At 40.5% G+C, this 14468-nt stretch carries 12 protein-coding genes; 1 reads left to right on the plus strand and 11 read right to left on the minus strand.

Annotated features, from left to right (window positions below):
• Positions 1 to 123: 123 nt before the first annotated feature.
• Positions 124 to 1029 carry a class I SAM-dependent methyltransferase gene (locus BLQ66_RS07440; RefSeq protein WP_074521620.1) on the plus strand — a complete coding sequence of 302 codons (906 nt, stop codon included), beginning with the start codon at positions 124 to 126 and terminating at the stop codon, positions 1027 to 1029.
• Between the two features lie 281 nt (positions 1030 to 1310).
• Here the strand turns inward: BLQ66_RS07440 and BLQ66_RS07445 are convergent, their stop codons facing one another.
• The 11 genes from BLQ66_RS07445 to rpsL all read right to left on the minus strand — a co-directional run bounded on the left by BLQ66_RS07445 (position 1311) and on the right by rpsL (position 14235).
• Positions 1311 to 1820, minus strand: coding sequence for a Gx transporter family protein (locus BLQ66_RS07445; protein ID WP_074521621.1), 510 nt, complete (start codon positions 1818 to 1820; stop codon positions 1311 to 1313).
• A gap of 9 nt (positions 1821 to 1829) precedes the next feature.
• Positions 1830 to 2309, minus strand: coding sequence for a NusG domain II-containing protein (locus BLQ66_RS07450; protein WP_074521622.1), 480 nt, complete (start codon positions 2307 to 2309; stop codon positions 1830 to 1832).
• A 212-nt stretch (positions 2310 to 2521) separates the two neighbouring features.
• Positions 2522 to 3520, minus strand: a complete 999-nt coding sequence (locus BLQ66_RS07455) for an FAD:protein FMN transferase (RefSeq protein WP_074521623.1) — start codon at positions 3518 to 3520, stop codon at positions 2522 to 2524.
• A 267-nt stretch (positions 3521 to 3787) separates the two neighbouring features.
• Positions 3788 to 5248: a ferric reductase-like transmembrane domain-containing protein gene (locus BLQ66_RS07460; RefSeq protein ID WP_074521624.1), complete on the minus strand. Its 1461-nt coding sequence runs from the start codon at positions 5246 to 5248 to the stop codon at positions 3788 to 3790.
• 30 nt (positions 5249 to 5278) lie between these two features.
• Positions 5279 to 6898, minus strand: a complete 1620-nt coding sequence (locus tag BLQ66_RS07465) for an autotransporter outer membrane beta-barrel domain-containing protein (protein WP_074521625.1) — start codon at positions 6896 to 6898, stop codon at positions 5279 to 5281.
• Positions 6899 to 7327: 429 nt separating this feature from the next.
• A complete protein-coding gene (locus BLQ66_RS07470) occupies positions 7328 to 8329 on the minus strand; it encodes a P1 family peptidase (protein WP_074521626.1) in 1002 nt (333 codons plus the stop codon).
• Positions 8330 to 8498: 169 nt separating this feature from the next.
• A complete protein-coding gene (locus BLQ66_RS07475) occupies positions 8499 to 9197 on the minus strand; it encodes an ECF transporter S component (RefSeq protein ID WP_074521627.1) in 699 nt (232 codons plus the stop codon).
• 357 nt (positions 9198 to 9554) lie between these two features.
• Positions 9555 to 10748: an elongation factor Tu gene (tuf, locus tag BLQ66_RS07480; RefSeq protein ID WP_027430861.1), complete on the minus strand. Its 1194-nt coding sequence runs from the start codon at positions 10746 to 10748 to the stop codon at positions 9555 to 9557.
• Between the two features lie 229 nt (positions 10749 to 10977).
• Entirely contained in the window at positions 10978 to 13095 is a 2118-nt protein-coding gene (gene fusA, locus BLQ66_RS07485) for an elongation factor G (RefSeq protein WP_074521628.1), read from the minus strand.
• 22 nt (positions 13096 to 13117) lie between these two features.
• A complete protein-coding gene (gene rpsG / locus BLQ66_RS07490; RefSeq protein ID WP_027430863.1) occupies positions 13118 to 13588 on the minus strand; it encodes a 30S ribosomal protein S7 in 471 nt (156 codons plus the stop codon).
• Positions 13589 to 13815: 227 nt separating this feature from the next.
• Positions 13816 to 14235, minus strand: coding sequence for a 30S ribosomal protein S12 (rpsL, locus tag BLQ66_RS07495; RefSeq protein WP_074521629.1), 420 nt, complete (start codon positions 14233 to 14235; stop codon positions 13816 to 13818).
• Between the last annotated feature and the right edge of the window lie 233 nt (positions 14236 to 14468).

Below are 14468 nucleotides of genomic sequence, written 5' to 3' on the forward strand. Positions count from 1 at the left end.
TTGCAAAGATTGATTTGCTTAAAAGTTCACTATCATATATAATCTTTAGTGCGTAAAAAGATAACTAACATTTTGGCAGAGGCCAATTTGTTTTAATAAATCGTTAGAAGAAAGAAGGATACTATGTTTATAGCCAATAATTGGAAAGAATACGACGTTATTGACACATCAAAGGGTGAGAAGCTTGAAAGCTGGGGCGGATATTTGCTCGTGCGTCCGGACCCACAGGTAATCTGGGACACTCCAAAGAAGGAATACGGCTGGAAGCACATGAACGGTCACTACCACAGAAGCTCGAAGGGCGGCGGAGAATGGGAATTCTTCGACCTACCTCAGCAGTGGCAGATTAACTACGAATTGCCAATAGGAAAGAAGCTTACATTTAACTTAAAGCCTTTCTCCTTCAAGCACACAGGCCTATTCCCAGAGCAGGCTGCCAACTGGGACTGGTTCTCAACACTCATATATAATAAGAAGAAAGCCAATCCAGATAAGGAAATCAAGGTACTTAACCTCTTCGCCTACACAGGTGGTGCAACTCTTGCCGCTGCCGCTGCCGGCGCTAAGGTAACTCACGTAGATGCCTCTAAGGGTATGGTTAACTGGGCTAAGGAAAATGCTGCAAGTTCCGGACTATCTGATGCCCCTATTAGATGGCTCGTAGACGACTGTGTTAAATTTGTAGAACGTGAAATCAGACGTGGAAACACATACGATGCAATCATCATGGACCCACCATCATACGGTCGTGGACCTAAGGGCGAAATTTGGAAGATTGAAGAATCCATCCACAATCTCGTTAAGATTTGTATGCAGATTCTAAACGACGATCCGCTATTCTTCCTTATTAATTCATACACAACAGGCCTTCAGCCAGCTGTTTTAACTTACATGTTAAAGACTGAGTTAAAGGACGTCCTAGATAAGAATCCTAATGCCTTTGTAGACTCTCAGGAAGTTGGCCTTCCAGTAAGCTCAAACGGACTCGTGCTTCCTTGTGGCGCTAGTGGTCGTTTTGAAAATGCATAATCGTCGGTAATGTCAAGACTCGCTCGCGAGTCTTGCGCGCCGGATTCGGGTCTGCTTCAGCAGACAAATTCCTGTCCGAATCCGTGCGCATCCTTGCGGAGCGTTTAACTCAGTCGGAGAAATCCACCACCTACACTAACGAGGTGGTGGATTTCTCCGACTGGGTTAAATGCAATAATTAATTTTAGAATTAAATGAACTTAAAATCCCTATCACAAATTTACTGTGATAGGGATTTTTTTCTTCTATATTTATCTAACTGTTTTTTTCTAGCTTACCCTCTAGTTAAGCTCATTAGTTAGCTTTCTTGGAATCTTCTTTTCTGCAAAGTAGCAGGCAAAGCCTGTAAACAAGCCGGTAATGATACCGCTAATTATAAGGAAAGGAATGTAGGCGAAGATGCCAGACATTTTCAAAACAAAAAATGCTGCAAGAATCTGACCTACGTTGTGGGCAATGGCACCAAAGACGCTAGTGATAAATAAAAACTCGCCTCTTAGAATAAAGTTTATAATTGCCATTACAATTAGGCATAAAAAGCCACCGGCAATGGAGTATGTAAAGGATACTATTTGTCCTGCAAATATTGAGGCAAGTATTACTCTCATTATAAGGACGATAGCCGCCTCCTTTGCTCCATGTCGTTTTATTACAAAAAGTGTCACGATATTAGATAGACCAAGTTTCACTCCGGGAATTGGCACAACTGTTGGTATTGCTGATTCTATTACGAAAATTGTTAGGGCTATAGTTGTATATAGGGCTAACAATGTGATTTTTCTAACTGACATAAAAACTCCTTACTGGGCAACCCCATCGTATTCAAGATTACTGTCTTCTTTAGAATTCTTAACCTCGATTACAAGTTCATTTGGAAGGCAAGTTATGGGAACTAGGCCATTTCTTATAAAGCCTGTGTTCATGCAGACGTGATCTGGACAAGAGGCCTCTATGATTCCGATGCTGCCATCTGTTGTTACCTTTACAATATTATAACCCCCGTCTTCTGAGTCAATTCTAAATTCATAGTCTTCCTTCACGTTGGTTAGGTCTACCACTTTAATAAGTTCGTTGTTTTGGTAAATGTAGGCATAGCTGCCATCTGTCGCTTCCCTGTTCATTATGTAAAGGCTAAGTCCCGCCCCTAGTCCAATTACAAGGATTAGAAGAGATAATATAATTGCGATTTTCTTAGTACTAGCTTTAGATTTCTCTTTAGATTTATCTTTAGAGCTGTCTGCCTTTTTCATTTCCTTCATGTCCTTTTTATTCAAATCCATATTATCTCCTTTCTAAATTTGGACAGGCGCAAGGGCGGCGCTTGTTGCAAGGGCGGCGCTTATTGCAAGGGCGGCGCCGGTTACATGGGCGGCGCACAGATGATGCTAACCCCTAGGGGCCGCCATCAGATTCGCGCCGCGCCGGCCACATTTTACGTCAAGCCACGCCGATAGAGCCGGCGCCGCCAGGTCACGTATCACAGGCGCCGGCCTTACTCTGCCTTTGTAAAATTATAGTCCCCGATTCCATCACTAGTATAATAATTTCCATCATTATCAATTAGCACACACTCCACACCATCAAGGGAGTTTATCAAAGCAAGTGCATCCTCTACCCCAAGGCAGTAACATGCAGTTGAAAGAGCGTCGCACTCAATTGAAGAAGCCCCAATAATAGATGAGCTAATGATGCCTTTATCTGCAGGGTAGCCGCTTGCGGCATCTAAGATGTGGTGGTAGCGCACTCCATTTTCCTCAAAATATCTCTCGTAATTACCAGAAGTGACCACGCAAAGGTCAGAGACACTAACCCCGCCGTAAACGCTAGTGGAATCAAGAGGGTCTGTAATGCCCACCTTCCAATTGCTGCCATCTGGCTTTGAGCCAATAGTCATGATGTTGCCGCCAAAATCTAGCAAGCCCACCACGCTTGAATCCTTAGCTAAAATCAGCTCTTTTACTAGGTCTGCTGCGTAGCCCTTAGCAATAGCCCCAAGGTCTAGCTGCACATTTTCAGAGGAAACCGTTAAAGTATTAGTCTCCTTATCAAGGCTTATATATTCACAGCCAGTGCCAACAAGCGCCGCTGCTATCTCATCATCAGTTGGTAGTTTCTCGTGATCTGTACCAATGCCCCAAAGATTAATTAAATTTCCAATAGTAATATCAAGAGCCCCATTAGACTCTTCATTTACCTTAAGGGCGTAGTCAATAACCTCAGTTAGCTCCTTAGAAATCACAAAGCTTGTCTGGCCTTTTGCAATCCCCTGATTTATACTGTAAAGCTCGCTAGTTTCAAGCTGGGCGCTAAAGATAGACTCTAATCTATCCACCTCGTCGTAGGCCTCATTTATAATTTCTGTTAAAGCCGCCTTGTCACTGCCATATAAACTTATGGACATGATTGTGTCAAAATGTAACTCTGATAGGCTAGCCGACTCAGTAGCTGAACTGCTACTAGTTTTCGTATTAGTACAAGCTGTTAAATTCATCGCAAACACCAAAAGCACTAACAACAAACTGCCTAGCCTCTTATAATTTCTTTTTAGTATTTCCGATAAAGTAAACATTTTAAATCACCTGGCTACAAAACGTAGTCCTATCCCTTTCTTTTTAATCTATTGCTTTTCACTTTAAATATGAAAGCCACATCGTTTACATAAGATAATGCCAGTAAGTTACCCTACTGGCATTAAATTTTAGTATAAATATTATATTTGTGTCAACTGCTAAACCCTCTAACGTGAACTTATACCTTATTAATTCTTTGCCTTGGCTACTGCTGCATCATATGCTTTCTGAATAGCTGCTGATGAATATGTAGCACCTGAAACTGCGCTATAACCGCTGGCTGATAAACCACCTGCAGCTTTTTCTGAGCATGTATAATCTTCATCCGATACAGCAGCATTGTAATTAGCTACTGCTGAAACAATCTTATCATTACTAATTGTAATTGTTACAATGATTGGATATTCATACATATCAACTGTTGCTGAAGCACTATATGTTCCATCTGCCTTATAAGTTCTTGTAGCTTCTGCCTGGGCGCTTCCTGTGGATGAAGAAGAGCCTTGGCTAGCTGATGAACTTCCTGCACTAGAACTAGCGGCGCTCGATGAGTCTGAACTTCCTGTTGAACTGCCAGCACTTGATGAGCCTGTACTTCCAGCACTTGTGCTAGCTGAGCCTGATGTATTTGTTGAGGCTGAATTACTTGAGCTTGCGTTAGATGTATCAACAGTAGTAGATGCATTTTCACTGCTAGCTTCCTCTGTTGATGAAGCCTCCTCTGATGCATTCTCCTCTGCTAGTTCTGTTACATTTTCAGCACTATCAGCCGCCACTTCTTCATCTTCCTCAAGGGCATCAAGCATTGCCTGAAGCTCTGCGGCCTCTTTCTTTCTAGCCTCAATTCTTTCGCTTGCCTCTGCGTACTCACTAAACTGTGGGATTGTAATAAGGCAAAGGAGTGCCACTGCAAGAACTCCTGCAATAGATGTGCCTATTTTATCGAATTTAGCCACTTTAAAGGCATCTGCCTTCTTGTATTTTGCAAGGACTGCCTTTCTTACACGCATAATCACGTATGTAAAGTATAAAACGCTGTAAGCAATGATTGTGATTAGGGCGCCTTTATCGGCAGATTGAATCTTAGTCGCCTGCATTGTTACCCCATGAACGTATGTAAGGAAATAGAAGAGATAGGCTGTTCTTTGAAGATTCTTCCAAGTCTTTGCCTTAAACTTACGTCTAATTGCCTTTACTGAAGTTACCCCAAGGTAGATCATTTGCACTAAAAGCACTGTTCCGCAAATGATACTTACAAGTAAGCTCTTTGACATTACGCTGGCGTTCTTTGCTGCCATTCCAATGTAGGATGGGCCAAAGATTGCAAGGTGGGCAAACATCAAGATGCAGGACATGATTGATAACTCTCCCCTAATCATCATGAGCTTCTTAATGAGCTTGCTGCCGTTTTTTAGGGCACCTGTAAACATTACAATGTAAAAACCTGCAATTCCTAAGGTTCCCTTTGTAAATATACCTAGGATATAAGTTTCTACGAAATCCGACATAGTTACATTTTTATAAATAAAATATGCAACTGCTGTTATTATAAACGAGCCGGCGTAAAAATAAGCCGGATATTTCTTAATGTGATCCGCAAAGAACCACACTAAAGCACACATTAAAATAAGTCCAACAATGAAAACCATTTAAAGTTTTCCTCCACTATATATAAATTTTTACGCTCTCTTCTTTCTTCTAAGAATTTCCTCTCCTGTGATTACTGCAAGGGCAAGGATTGCAACTACTACATATACTGCTGTCTTAGCTGAATCGTTAGTGTCTGTATCCTCTGTTGCTGTTTCGCTTGCTGCAGCTGCAACTGTTACTTCTTCTGCTGCAACTTCTTCGGCCTCGATGTCGCCTTCTACAAGCTCGCTTTCTTCAGCTGCTACTTCTTCGCTAGCTTCTGCCTTAACAACTGTACCTGTGATTGTACCGTAACCTGGTACTGTTAAAACCACTTCATAGCTTGCTGCCTCTGGGAATAATGTCTTAGCACCACGACCTGATGTCTTAGCTTCAAGGTTAACGCTGCCATCCTCGTTAAAGAGCACGCTTGCGCCATTGCTAATTGTTGTTCCATCTACTGTTAATGTTGCAGATGAAAGAGCTGATAAGAAGTCGGCAAGAGATACATTTTCATTATTAATAACTAACGCATTGTCCTGAATTGTAATGTCGCCCTCTGAAATGTTTGCTGATACAACCACATCAACTGTCATGTCTTCGTAATTGTCATCAGTAAGTGTTACTGTATATGCGCCTGCAGCTACATTTTCAGAAAAGCTAATAGCGTATCCTGACTCTGTTGCTGCCACTGTGTAATCTGTGCCCTCAACTAATGAACCAACTGATGCCACATTATAGTTTGTGCCTGCTGGTGCTGTAACTGTTAAGTCAGCTGTGTTGTTGTTTGTGTTGTTAGCCTCTGTTGCTGTTACGCTAGCTGAATCATCAAGTAAGTTCTTAACCTTTAGCTCGCCTACGTTATATGTGTTCTTTGAAAATGTAGCAACGCCGCTTTCATCTGTTGTCTTATAGATGTAAGTTACTGAGCTAATTGTCTTACCTGTAAGTCCAGTTAAAGAAGCTGTGTAAGGATTGTTGCCGTGTGGCTCTGTGAAGTCTTCTTCAACTGCCCATGAGAACTCATAAGCCTGGAACCAAAGGTTTGCTGAGTGATATAAAGGATAAGACTGACCGTCTGTTGTTGTTACATAAGCACCTTCGATGTTCTTACCTGAATCAAGAGCTGAACCATCATTTGCATAAATGTAAACGATATAGTTACCCCAAGGTGTATCTGTTGAGATTGAAGAGCTTGCATCAGCTGCTACATCTGTGTTTGTTAAACCAACGTATGCGCTAATTGATCCGTCGCTTGCGATTTCCTTATAAACAGACAATTCGCTAGCTGATTCTGTGAAGCCTCTTGAAAGCAAGCTTGCTACTGCGCTGTTTGTGCCAGCTACTGCTGCTTCATAAACTGACTTCTCAATTCTTACTGGAACATTGCTGATACCGTAAATAGATGTCTCACCTGTTGACTCGTCTGTAGTGTAAGCTGAGTTAACAAATGACTTATACTTTGATGTTGTAGCACTTGTGATAGTGTCGTATCCATCTGCTGCTACTGCTGCGCTATCTCCTAATTCGCTAGAGAAATACTCTCCGTATGTAAGATAGCTTAATGTACCGTATACATATTCGTCTGCAGCCTTTGCGCTAACTGCAGGAATACTTGCTGCTACTAATACTAAAGCAAGTACTGTAGCTAAAATCTTATTGATTTTCATTTTTTCCTCCCTATTTTTTATAAAACTAATGAAAATGTTACGAAAACCTAAAGTTTTTTAGTTTAATCAATCTAAATTATGTTTTACATTACTAAATTGTGTTCAACTAAACTAACTCGAGTTCGAGTAAGATAATATCATAAAATTATTTAGGAGGTCAATAATCCTTATTGATAGTTTTTCTTATTTAGTTAAAATTTTAAATTGTACACAATCTTTTTTTAGCTGCAAGTCACAACGCTCTTCTCCTTATTGTCTTTTCTTGCAATAAAAAAAAGAGCCGCAATCCTAATTACGACTCTTCCTAAATTTACCTTTTGTTTCCTAGATTAGCTGCACTTCACACTCTTTCCCGTTCGCACTTCGTGCACACTTCTAACACGCTTCCCGCACATTTCCTATACGCTTCCCGCACACTTACTGCCAAGCCTAGTTTGCAAAATCCTCATAGGCCTTTAGCCCATAAGCTGGCTTTGCCTGCTTAACCGCATCAATTACAGCTTTCTCCATAACGAAGGCTGCAAGCATACCAACTGTATTAACATCCGACTCCACATTTCCTGTTGAAGCCGCATAAATACTGTCTCCATCCATCATGCTATGCACCGGATTAATAGTTCTTGCATAACCATTGTGGGCCATACCAGCAATCTTGCAAAGCATCGCCTTAGGGAACTTGGCATTAGTTACAATCAAGCCAATTGTAGTATTAGTGGAAGCCTTTGACTCTGCGAGATCAATCTTACCACTCTCACCTGCATTTCCCATAGACGCCTTCTCAGTCCATGATAATATTTCATCAAAAGAACTTGCAAGCCCTGTCCTATCCTTATTCATCAAGCCTGCGATAACCTTGCCATCCTCATAAACGTCACCAACTGCGTTAACCGCCACGATTGCGCCTACTTTAAGCTCGCCTAATTCTACTGCAAATGTGCCTAAACCTGACTTCATCATTCTGTCGGGGCCACAACATTTTCCCACAGATGCTCCTGTTCCAGCGCCCACGTTACCTCTCTTTGGGCTCTCATAACTAGCGTTCTCGCAAGCCTTGTAACCCGCATCCTTACCTGGACGAACATCAGCTCTTCCAACTCCAAGGTCAAATATACAAGCCTCCGGCACCAAAGGCACCTTGGCAACTCCCACATCTAGGCCAATACCTCTCTCTGATAAATACTCAAGTACACCGCCAGCCGCATCAAGGCCGAAAGCGCTGCCCCCTGATAATAAAACACCATTAATTTCATTTGCCGCCATTAGTGGATTTAAAATCTGCGAATCCCTAGAAGCTGGGCCGCCGCCTCTAATGTCCACTCCCGCAGCTGACATTTCATCAAATAAAATCACTGTTGATCCTGTTGCCGCCTCTTCGTCAGTGTAATGACCAACCTTAAAGCCGCCAACCTCCATTAAATCAATCTCTCTCATATAAACTCCTTTTTATGAAAATGTATTCCTATATCAATTTTCTTTATTACCATTCTAATTTATTAAAGCATTATTTTTATCAAAAAAGAACAGCCAAATGTTATAACAATAATTACTACTGTTATTCTAGCACATTTAGCTGTTCCTTATATTACAAATTCATTTAGTTTTAAGCCGACTCGCCTAAATTCTTATTATCAACTACATCCTTTGCTACGCCTTCCTTATAGCTAGCACTTATGGGTGTATCTGCCTTATTAACTGTATGTGTTAAAGCCTGGCAAACTGCAGAGCCAATAATAGTCGAAGCAATAGCCTCTACTATACCGTTTACAGCTACTAAACCAAGCATGAAAAAGAGTAAGCTAAAACCGCCATTACCAGTATAACCGCCAGTTAATGACTCATTGCCTAACCATGTATCCTTAAACATTAACCAGTTACCTGCGATGTAAAGAACCGTATTAGTAATAGGTGTTAAGAAGCAGCAAATTGTGATTGCCACTGCCTTGTTAAGCTTAAGCTTTCTAAAGCCAAGATAAATCAAAGCTGGAATTAAACCAACTAAAATTCTGTTACCTACTAATAAAATGAATGTCTTTACTGGACTAACCTGTAACATCTGTTGTCCTAATACGCTTGAAAAACTCTGTGAAAATGATGTTAAACCAAATACTAAACCTAAGAAAGCGCCTGCCTTAGGTCCAAGAATAATTCCACCAACTGCAACAGGAATTACAATTAAAGTAATCTGAATTCCCCATGGTGTCATTAAATAACCTAGTGGTGTAAAAGCCATAATAAGAATGATAGCTGTTAAAACACCTAACTCAACTAACTTGCGAACATTTAATTTGTTCTTATTCATATTGCTCCTCCTTACTGTCGTTCTCGCCCTAAGCGGATACAACGTAAACAACCCATGAATGACCATATGCTTTAATTGGCTGCACTTAACTTATGCGCCAAGCCCAAATCTAGTCATTCTTTATATCGGATTTCCTGCATAAGTATATGATAGATTAAAGAAAAAAACAACTAATTTTTATGAAAATGTATACAATATACAAAAATTTTCCCCTTATAAATTTAACTCTCCCATGATCATCTTATAGATAATATATAAAGGCAAAAAAACAAAGGGCTTGTAGTAAACTACAAGCCCCTTGGCGTCCGAACTATAAATTATATATATTAAATCTAATTATGTCTAAATGATTTAAAATTATTCAATGATTGTTGCAACAGCACCAGAACCAACTGTTCTACCACCCTCACGGATAGCGAAACGAAGACCCTGCTCCATAGCTACGTTATGGATAAGTTCAACTGTCATTTCTACGTTATCACCAGGCATGCACATTTCTGTACCAGCAGGTAATTCACAAACACCAGTAACATCAGTTGTTCTGAAGTAGAACTGTGGTCTGTAGTTGTTGAAGAATGGAGTATGACGTCCACCTTCGTCCTTTGTTAATACGTAAACCTGAGCTGTAAACTTGTGGTGTGGTGTGATTGAACCTGGCTTACAAAGAACCTGACCTCTCTGGATCTCGTCTCTCTGAACACCTCTAAGAAGTGCACCAATGTTATCACCTGGCTGAGCTTCATCAAGAAGCTTTCTGAACATTTCGATACCAGTAACAACAACCTTACGGATGTCTTCATGGATACCAACGATTTCAACTTCTTCGTTAACCTTAAGGATACCTCTTTCTACTCTACCTGTAGCAACTGTACCACGACCTGTGATAGAGAAGATATCTTCGATAGGCATAAGGAATGGCTTATCTGTATCTCTTTCTGGATCTGGAACATACTCATCGATTGTATGCATAAGTTCAAGAATCTTGTCGCCCCATTCTGAGTTAGGATCTTCAAGAGCCTTAAGAGCTGAACCCTGGATGATTGGTGTATCATCGCCTGGGAAGTCATATTCGTTAAGAAGTTCTCTGATTTCCATATCTACTAATTCAAGAAGTTCTGGATCATCAACCATATCACACTTGTTCATGAATACTACGATGTAAGGAACACCAACCTGTCTTGAAAGAAGGATATGTTCTCTTGTCTGAGCCATAACACCATCAGTAGCAGCAACTACTAAGATACCAGCATCCATCTGAGCAGCACCTGTGATCATGTTCTTTACATAATCAGCATGGCCTGGACAGTCAACGTGAGCGTAGTGTCTCTTCTCTGTTTCGTACTCAACGTGAGCAGTAGAGATTGTGATACCTCTTTCTCTTTCTTCTGGAGCCTTATCAATATTTTCAAATGCAACAGCTTCACCTGTACCAAGTCTCTCATGAAGAGTCTTTGTGATAGCAGCTGTTAATGTTGTCTTACCGTGATCAACGTGTCCGATTGTACCAATGTTACAATGTGGTTTTGTTCTTTCAAATTTAGCCTTTGCCATTATTTAAAATCCTCCTTAATAATAACCAACTTTGATTAGTTGCCCGAATTTCGGGATTATCATAGCTGATATATATTATATTTCATTTCTGAAATTTTTTCAACAATAATTTATTGTGATTATTGTCAAATATCTTTATTACAAGATGAAGGCAAGCCTTCATCTTGTAGTTATACACTATATAATAAAACCTTAGGTTTTTATTAACTAATGTTACAGGAAACTTATATTACTTTGCGTGAGCTGCAATAACCTTATCCTGAATTGACTTTGGAGCCTGCTGATACTTCTCAAAGAACATTGAGTAGTTACCACGACCCTGTGTTGAAGAACGAAGATCTGTTGAATAACCAAACATTTCTGAAAGTGGTACATAAGCCTTTACAAGCTTACCATTACCAATATCTTCCATACCTTCGATCTGTCCACGACGTGAATTTAAATCACCAATTACATCACCCATGTATTCCTCAGGCATTGTAACTTCAACCTTCATGATTGGCTCTAAGATAGCAGGAGCTGCCTTAGCCATAGCTTCCTTGAAAGCCATAGAACCAGCGATGTGGAATGCCATTTCTGAAGAATCGACTTCATGGTAAGAACCATCGTAAACAGTAGCCTTAACACCAAGAACTGGGAATCCAGCAAGGATACCAGCCTGAGCAGCTTCTTCAATACCTTCACCAACAGCTGGGATGTATTCCTTAGGGATAGCACCACCAACTACTGCTGATTCGAACTTGAATAATTCATCACCGTTAGCATCCATAGGTTCAAACTTAACCTTACAGTGACCGTACTGACCACGACCACCTGACTGCTTAGCATACTTACTATCAACATCAACTGCCTTAGTAAAGCATTCCTTATAAGCAACCTGAGGAGCACCTACGTTAGCTTCTACCTTAAATTCACGGAGAAGTCTATCAACGATGATTTCAAGGTGTAATTCACCCATACCAGCGATAATTGTCTGGCCTGTTTCCTGATCTGTATGAGCACGGAATGTAGGATCTTCTTCAGCAAGCTTAGCTAAAGCTTCACCCATCTTACCCTGAGCGTCCTTAGTCTTAGGCTCGATAGCAAGCTCGATAACTGGCTCTGGGAATTCCATTGACTCTAAGATAACTGGATGCTGGTCATCACAAATTGTATCACCAGTTGAAGTAACCTTAAGACCTACAGCAGCTGCAATATCACCTGCGTAAACCTTATCGATTTCTTCTCTCTTGTTAGCATGCATCTGAAGGATACGACCAACTCTTTCCTTCTTGTCCTTAGTAGCGTTAAGTACGTAAGAACCTGAGTTTAATGTACCTGCATAAACTCTAAAGAAAGCTAACTTACCAACGAATGGATCAGTCATAATCTTGAATGCTAATGCTGCGAAAGGCTCTTCATCAGAAGACTTAACTGTGATTTCGTTACCTTCCATATCAGTACCCTTAATATCAGGTACATCTGTAGGAGCTGGCATGAATTCGATAACAGCATCAAGAAGCTTCTGGATACCCTTATTCTGGTGAGCTGAACCACAGCAAACTGGGATAGCTGTACCTTCAATAGTACCCTTACGAAGAACCTTCTTCATCTCGTCGATAGTTAATTCTTCACCTTCGAGATACTTCTCCATAAGATCATCATCTAATTCAGCAATCTTCTCAACTAATTCTGTATGAGCGATTTCTGCCTCGTCCTTCATATCATCAGGGATATCTACGATTGAGATATCTTCACCCTTCTGATCATTGTAAATGTAGGCCTTCATTTCGAAAAGGTCAATAATACCCTTGAAGTAGTCTTCCTTACCGATAGGTAACTGGATAACTACAGCATTCTTGCCTAACTTTGTTCCAATTTCCTTAACTGTGTTAGGGAAATTAGCACCAAGAATATCCATCTTATTAACGAATGCCATTCTTGGAACTCCATATGTATCAGCCTGACGCCATACATTTTCTGACTGTGGTTCAACACCACCCTTTGCATCGAATACACCGATAGCACCATCAAGTACTCTTAATGATCTTTCAACTTCTACTGTGAAGTCAACGTGACCAGGAGTATCAATGATATTTACTCTGTGCTCTAAAGCACCCTTCTTAGGCTTAGCCTGCTCCTGTAATGTCCAGTGGCAAGTTGTAGCAGCTGAAGTAATTGTGATACCTCTTTCCTGCTCCTGCTCCATCCAGTCCATTGTAGCAGTACCTTCATAAGTTTCACCGATCTTATAGTTTACACCTGTGTAGTATAAGATACGCTCTGTAAGAGTAGTTTTACCGGCATCGATATGAGCCATGATACCAATATTTCTTGTTCTATCAAGTGGATATTGTCTTCCTGCCATTGCTTATATCCCTCCGTTTTAATTAAAATCTGTAATGAGCAAAAGCCTTGTTTGCTTCTGCCATCTTGTGCATATCTTCTTTTCTCTTTACAGATGCACCTGTGTTGTTAGCTGCATCGAGAATCTCGTTAGCGAGTCTTTCTTCCATAGTCTTCTCGCCTCTAGCTCTAGAGAAAGTTGTGATCCAACGAAGTGCTAATGCCTGTCTTCTTTCAGGCTTAACTTCGATTGGTACCTGATATGTAGCACCACCGATACGTCTAGCTTTAACTTCAAGAACTGGCATGATATTGTTCATAGCCTCTTCGAAAACCTCTAAAGCTGGCTTATCGCTCTTAGCTGCTACCTTTTCAAATGCTCCGTATACAATCTTCTGGGCTACGCCTCTCTTACCATCAAGCATAACGTTGTTGATAAGCTTAGTAACCACCTTGTTATTGTAAATAGGATCTGCTAATACATCTCTTTTTACAGTATGTCCTTTACGTGGCACGGTTCTTCCCTCCTTAATAATAATTAATTCATAGGTACTCACAAAAATTCGTGTACGCGCCGTCTATCTTAATCTGCAACCGTGGATTAATCTAACTCCGGCACAATAATAAATTTATGTTCGTTAAATGTCTTTCGACTATTCATTGCACATAAGTGCTGTTACTTAATCTACTTATGTAAATCGTTAATATTTACCGATAGCTCGGTAGGTCTTAAAAGACTTAATTACTTAGCGTCCTTAGGTCTCTTAGCACCGTACTTAGAACGAGCCTGTCTTCTCTTAGCTACACCTGCTGTATCAAGTGTACCTCTGATGATATGGTATCTTGTACCTGGTAAATCCTTAACTCTTCCACCTCTGATAAGAACAACTGAGTGTTCCTGAAGGTTGTGACCTTCACCTGGAATGTAAGATGTTACTTCGATACCATTAGAAAGACGTACTCTGGCGATCTTTCTAAGAGCTGAGTTAGGCTTCTTAGGTGTAGCTGTCTTAACTGCTGTACACACACCTCTCTTCTGTGGTGCTGAAATGTCTGTAGCCTTCTTCTGAAGTGAGTTATATCCCTTCTGAAGAGCTGGAGCTGTAGACTTCTTAGTAGCTGACTTTCTTCCCTGTCTTACTAACTGGTTAAATGTAGGCATTCGTATTTCACCTCCCGGAATTAGAATAAATTTTGGTTGCATCTTAGTAATTCACTAAGAATGTCGCGCAACAAAATAGGGCATACCTATTTGGCACGCCCTAAAATTATATTATTTTCCACTATATATGTCAAGTGAATATATTTAGTTTAGCTAACAATTTTTCCACAAATATTTATCATAACTTGTACATTATCCACATACTCTTAATTTGTATAGTAGATAACTAACTT

It is taken from the genome of Lachnospira pectinoschiza (assembly GCF_900103815.1).
GTDB classification, from domain to species: Bacteria; Bacillota; Clostridia; order Lachnospirales; family Lachnospiraceae; genus Lachnospira; species Lachnospira pectinoschiza_B.

What these genes read in the sequence shown, in the direction of transcription:
- BLQ66_RS07440 (WP_074521620.1), top strand. Translation starts at nt 124, where the DNA reads ATGTTTATAGCCAATAATTGGAAAGAATACGACGTTATTGACACATCA.
- BLQ66_RS07445 (WP_074521621.1), bottom strand. Translation starts at nt 1,820, where the DNA reads ATGTCAGTTAGAAAAATCACATTGTTAGCCCTATATACAACTATAGCC.
- BLQ66_RS07450 (WP_074521622.1), bottom strand. Translation starts at nt 2,309, where the DNA reads ATGGATTTGAATAAAAAGGACATGAAGGAAATGAAAAAGGCAGACAGC.
- BLQ66_RS07455 (WP_074521623.1), bottom strand. Translation starts at nt 3,520, where the DNA reads ATGAATTTAACAGCTTGTACTAATACGAAAACTAGTAGCAGTTCAGCT.
- BLQ66_RS07460 (WP_074521624.1), bottom strand. Translation starts at nt 5,248, where the DNA reads ATGGTTTTCATTGTTGGACTTATTTTAATGTGTGCTTTAGTGTGGTTC.
- BLQ66_RS07465 (WP_074521625.1), bottom strand. Translation starts at nt 6,898, where the DNA reads ATGAAAATCAATAAGATTTTAGCTACAGTACTTGCTTTAGTATTAGTA.
- BLQ66_RS07470 (WP_074521626.1), bottom strand. Translation starts at nt 8,329, where the DNA reads ATGAGAGAGATTGATTTAATGGAGGTTGGCGGCTTTAAGGTTGGTCAT.
- BLQ66_RS07475 (WP_074521627.1), bottom strand. Translation starts at nt 9,197, where the DNA reads ATGAATAAGAACAAATTAAATGTTCGCAAGTTAGTTGAGTTAGGTGTT.
- tuf (WP_027430861.1), bottom strand. Translation starts at nt 10,748, where the DNA reads ATGGCAAAGGCTAAATTTGAAAGAACAAAACCACATTGTAACATTGGT.
- fusA (WP_074521628.1), bottom strand. Translation starts at nt 13,095, where the DNA reads ATGGCAGGAAGACAATATCCACTTGATAGAACAAGAAATATTGGTATC.
- rpsL (WP_074521629.1), bottom strand. Translation starts at nt 14,235, where the DNA reads ATGCCTACATTTAACCAGTTAGTAAGACAGGGAAGAAAGTCAGCTACT.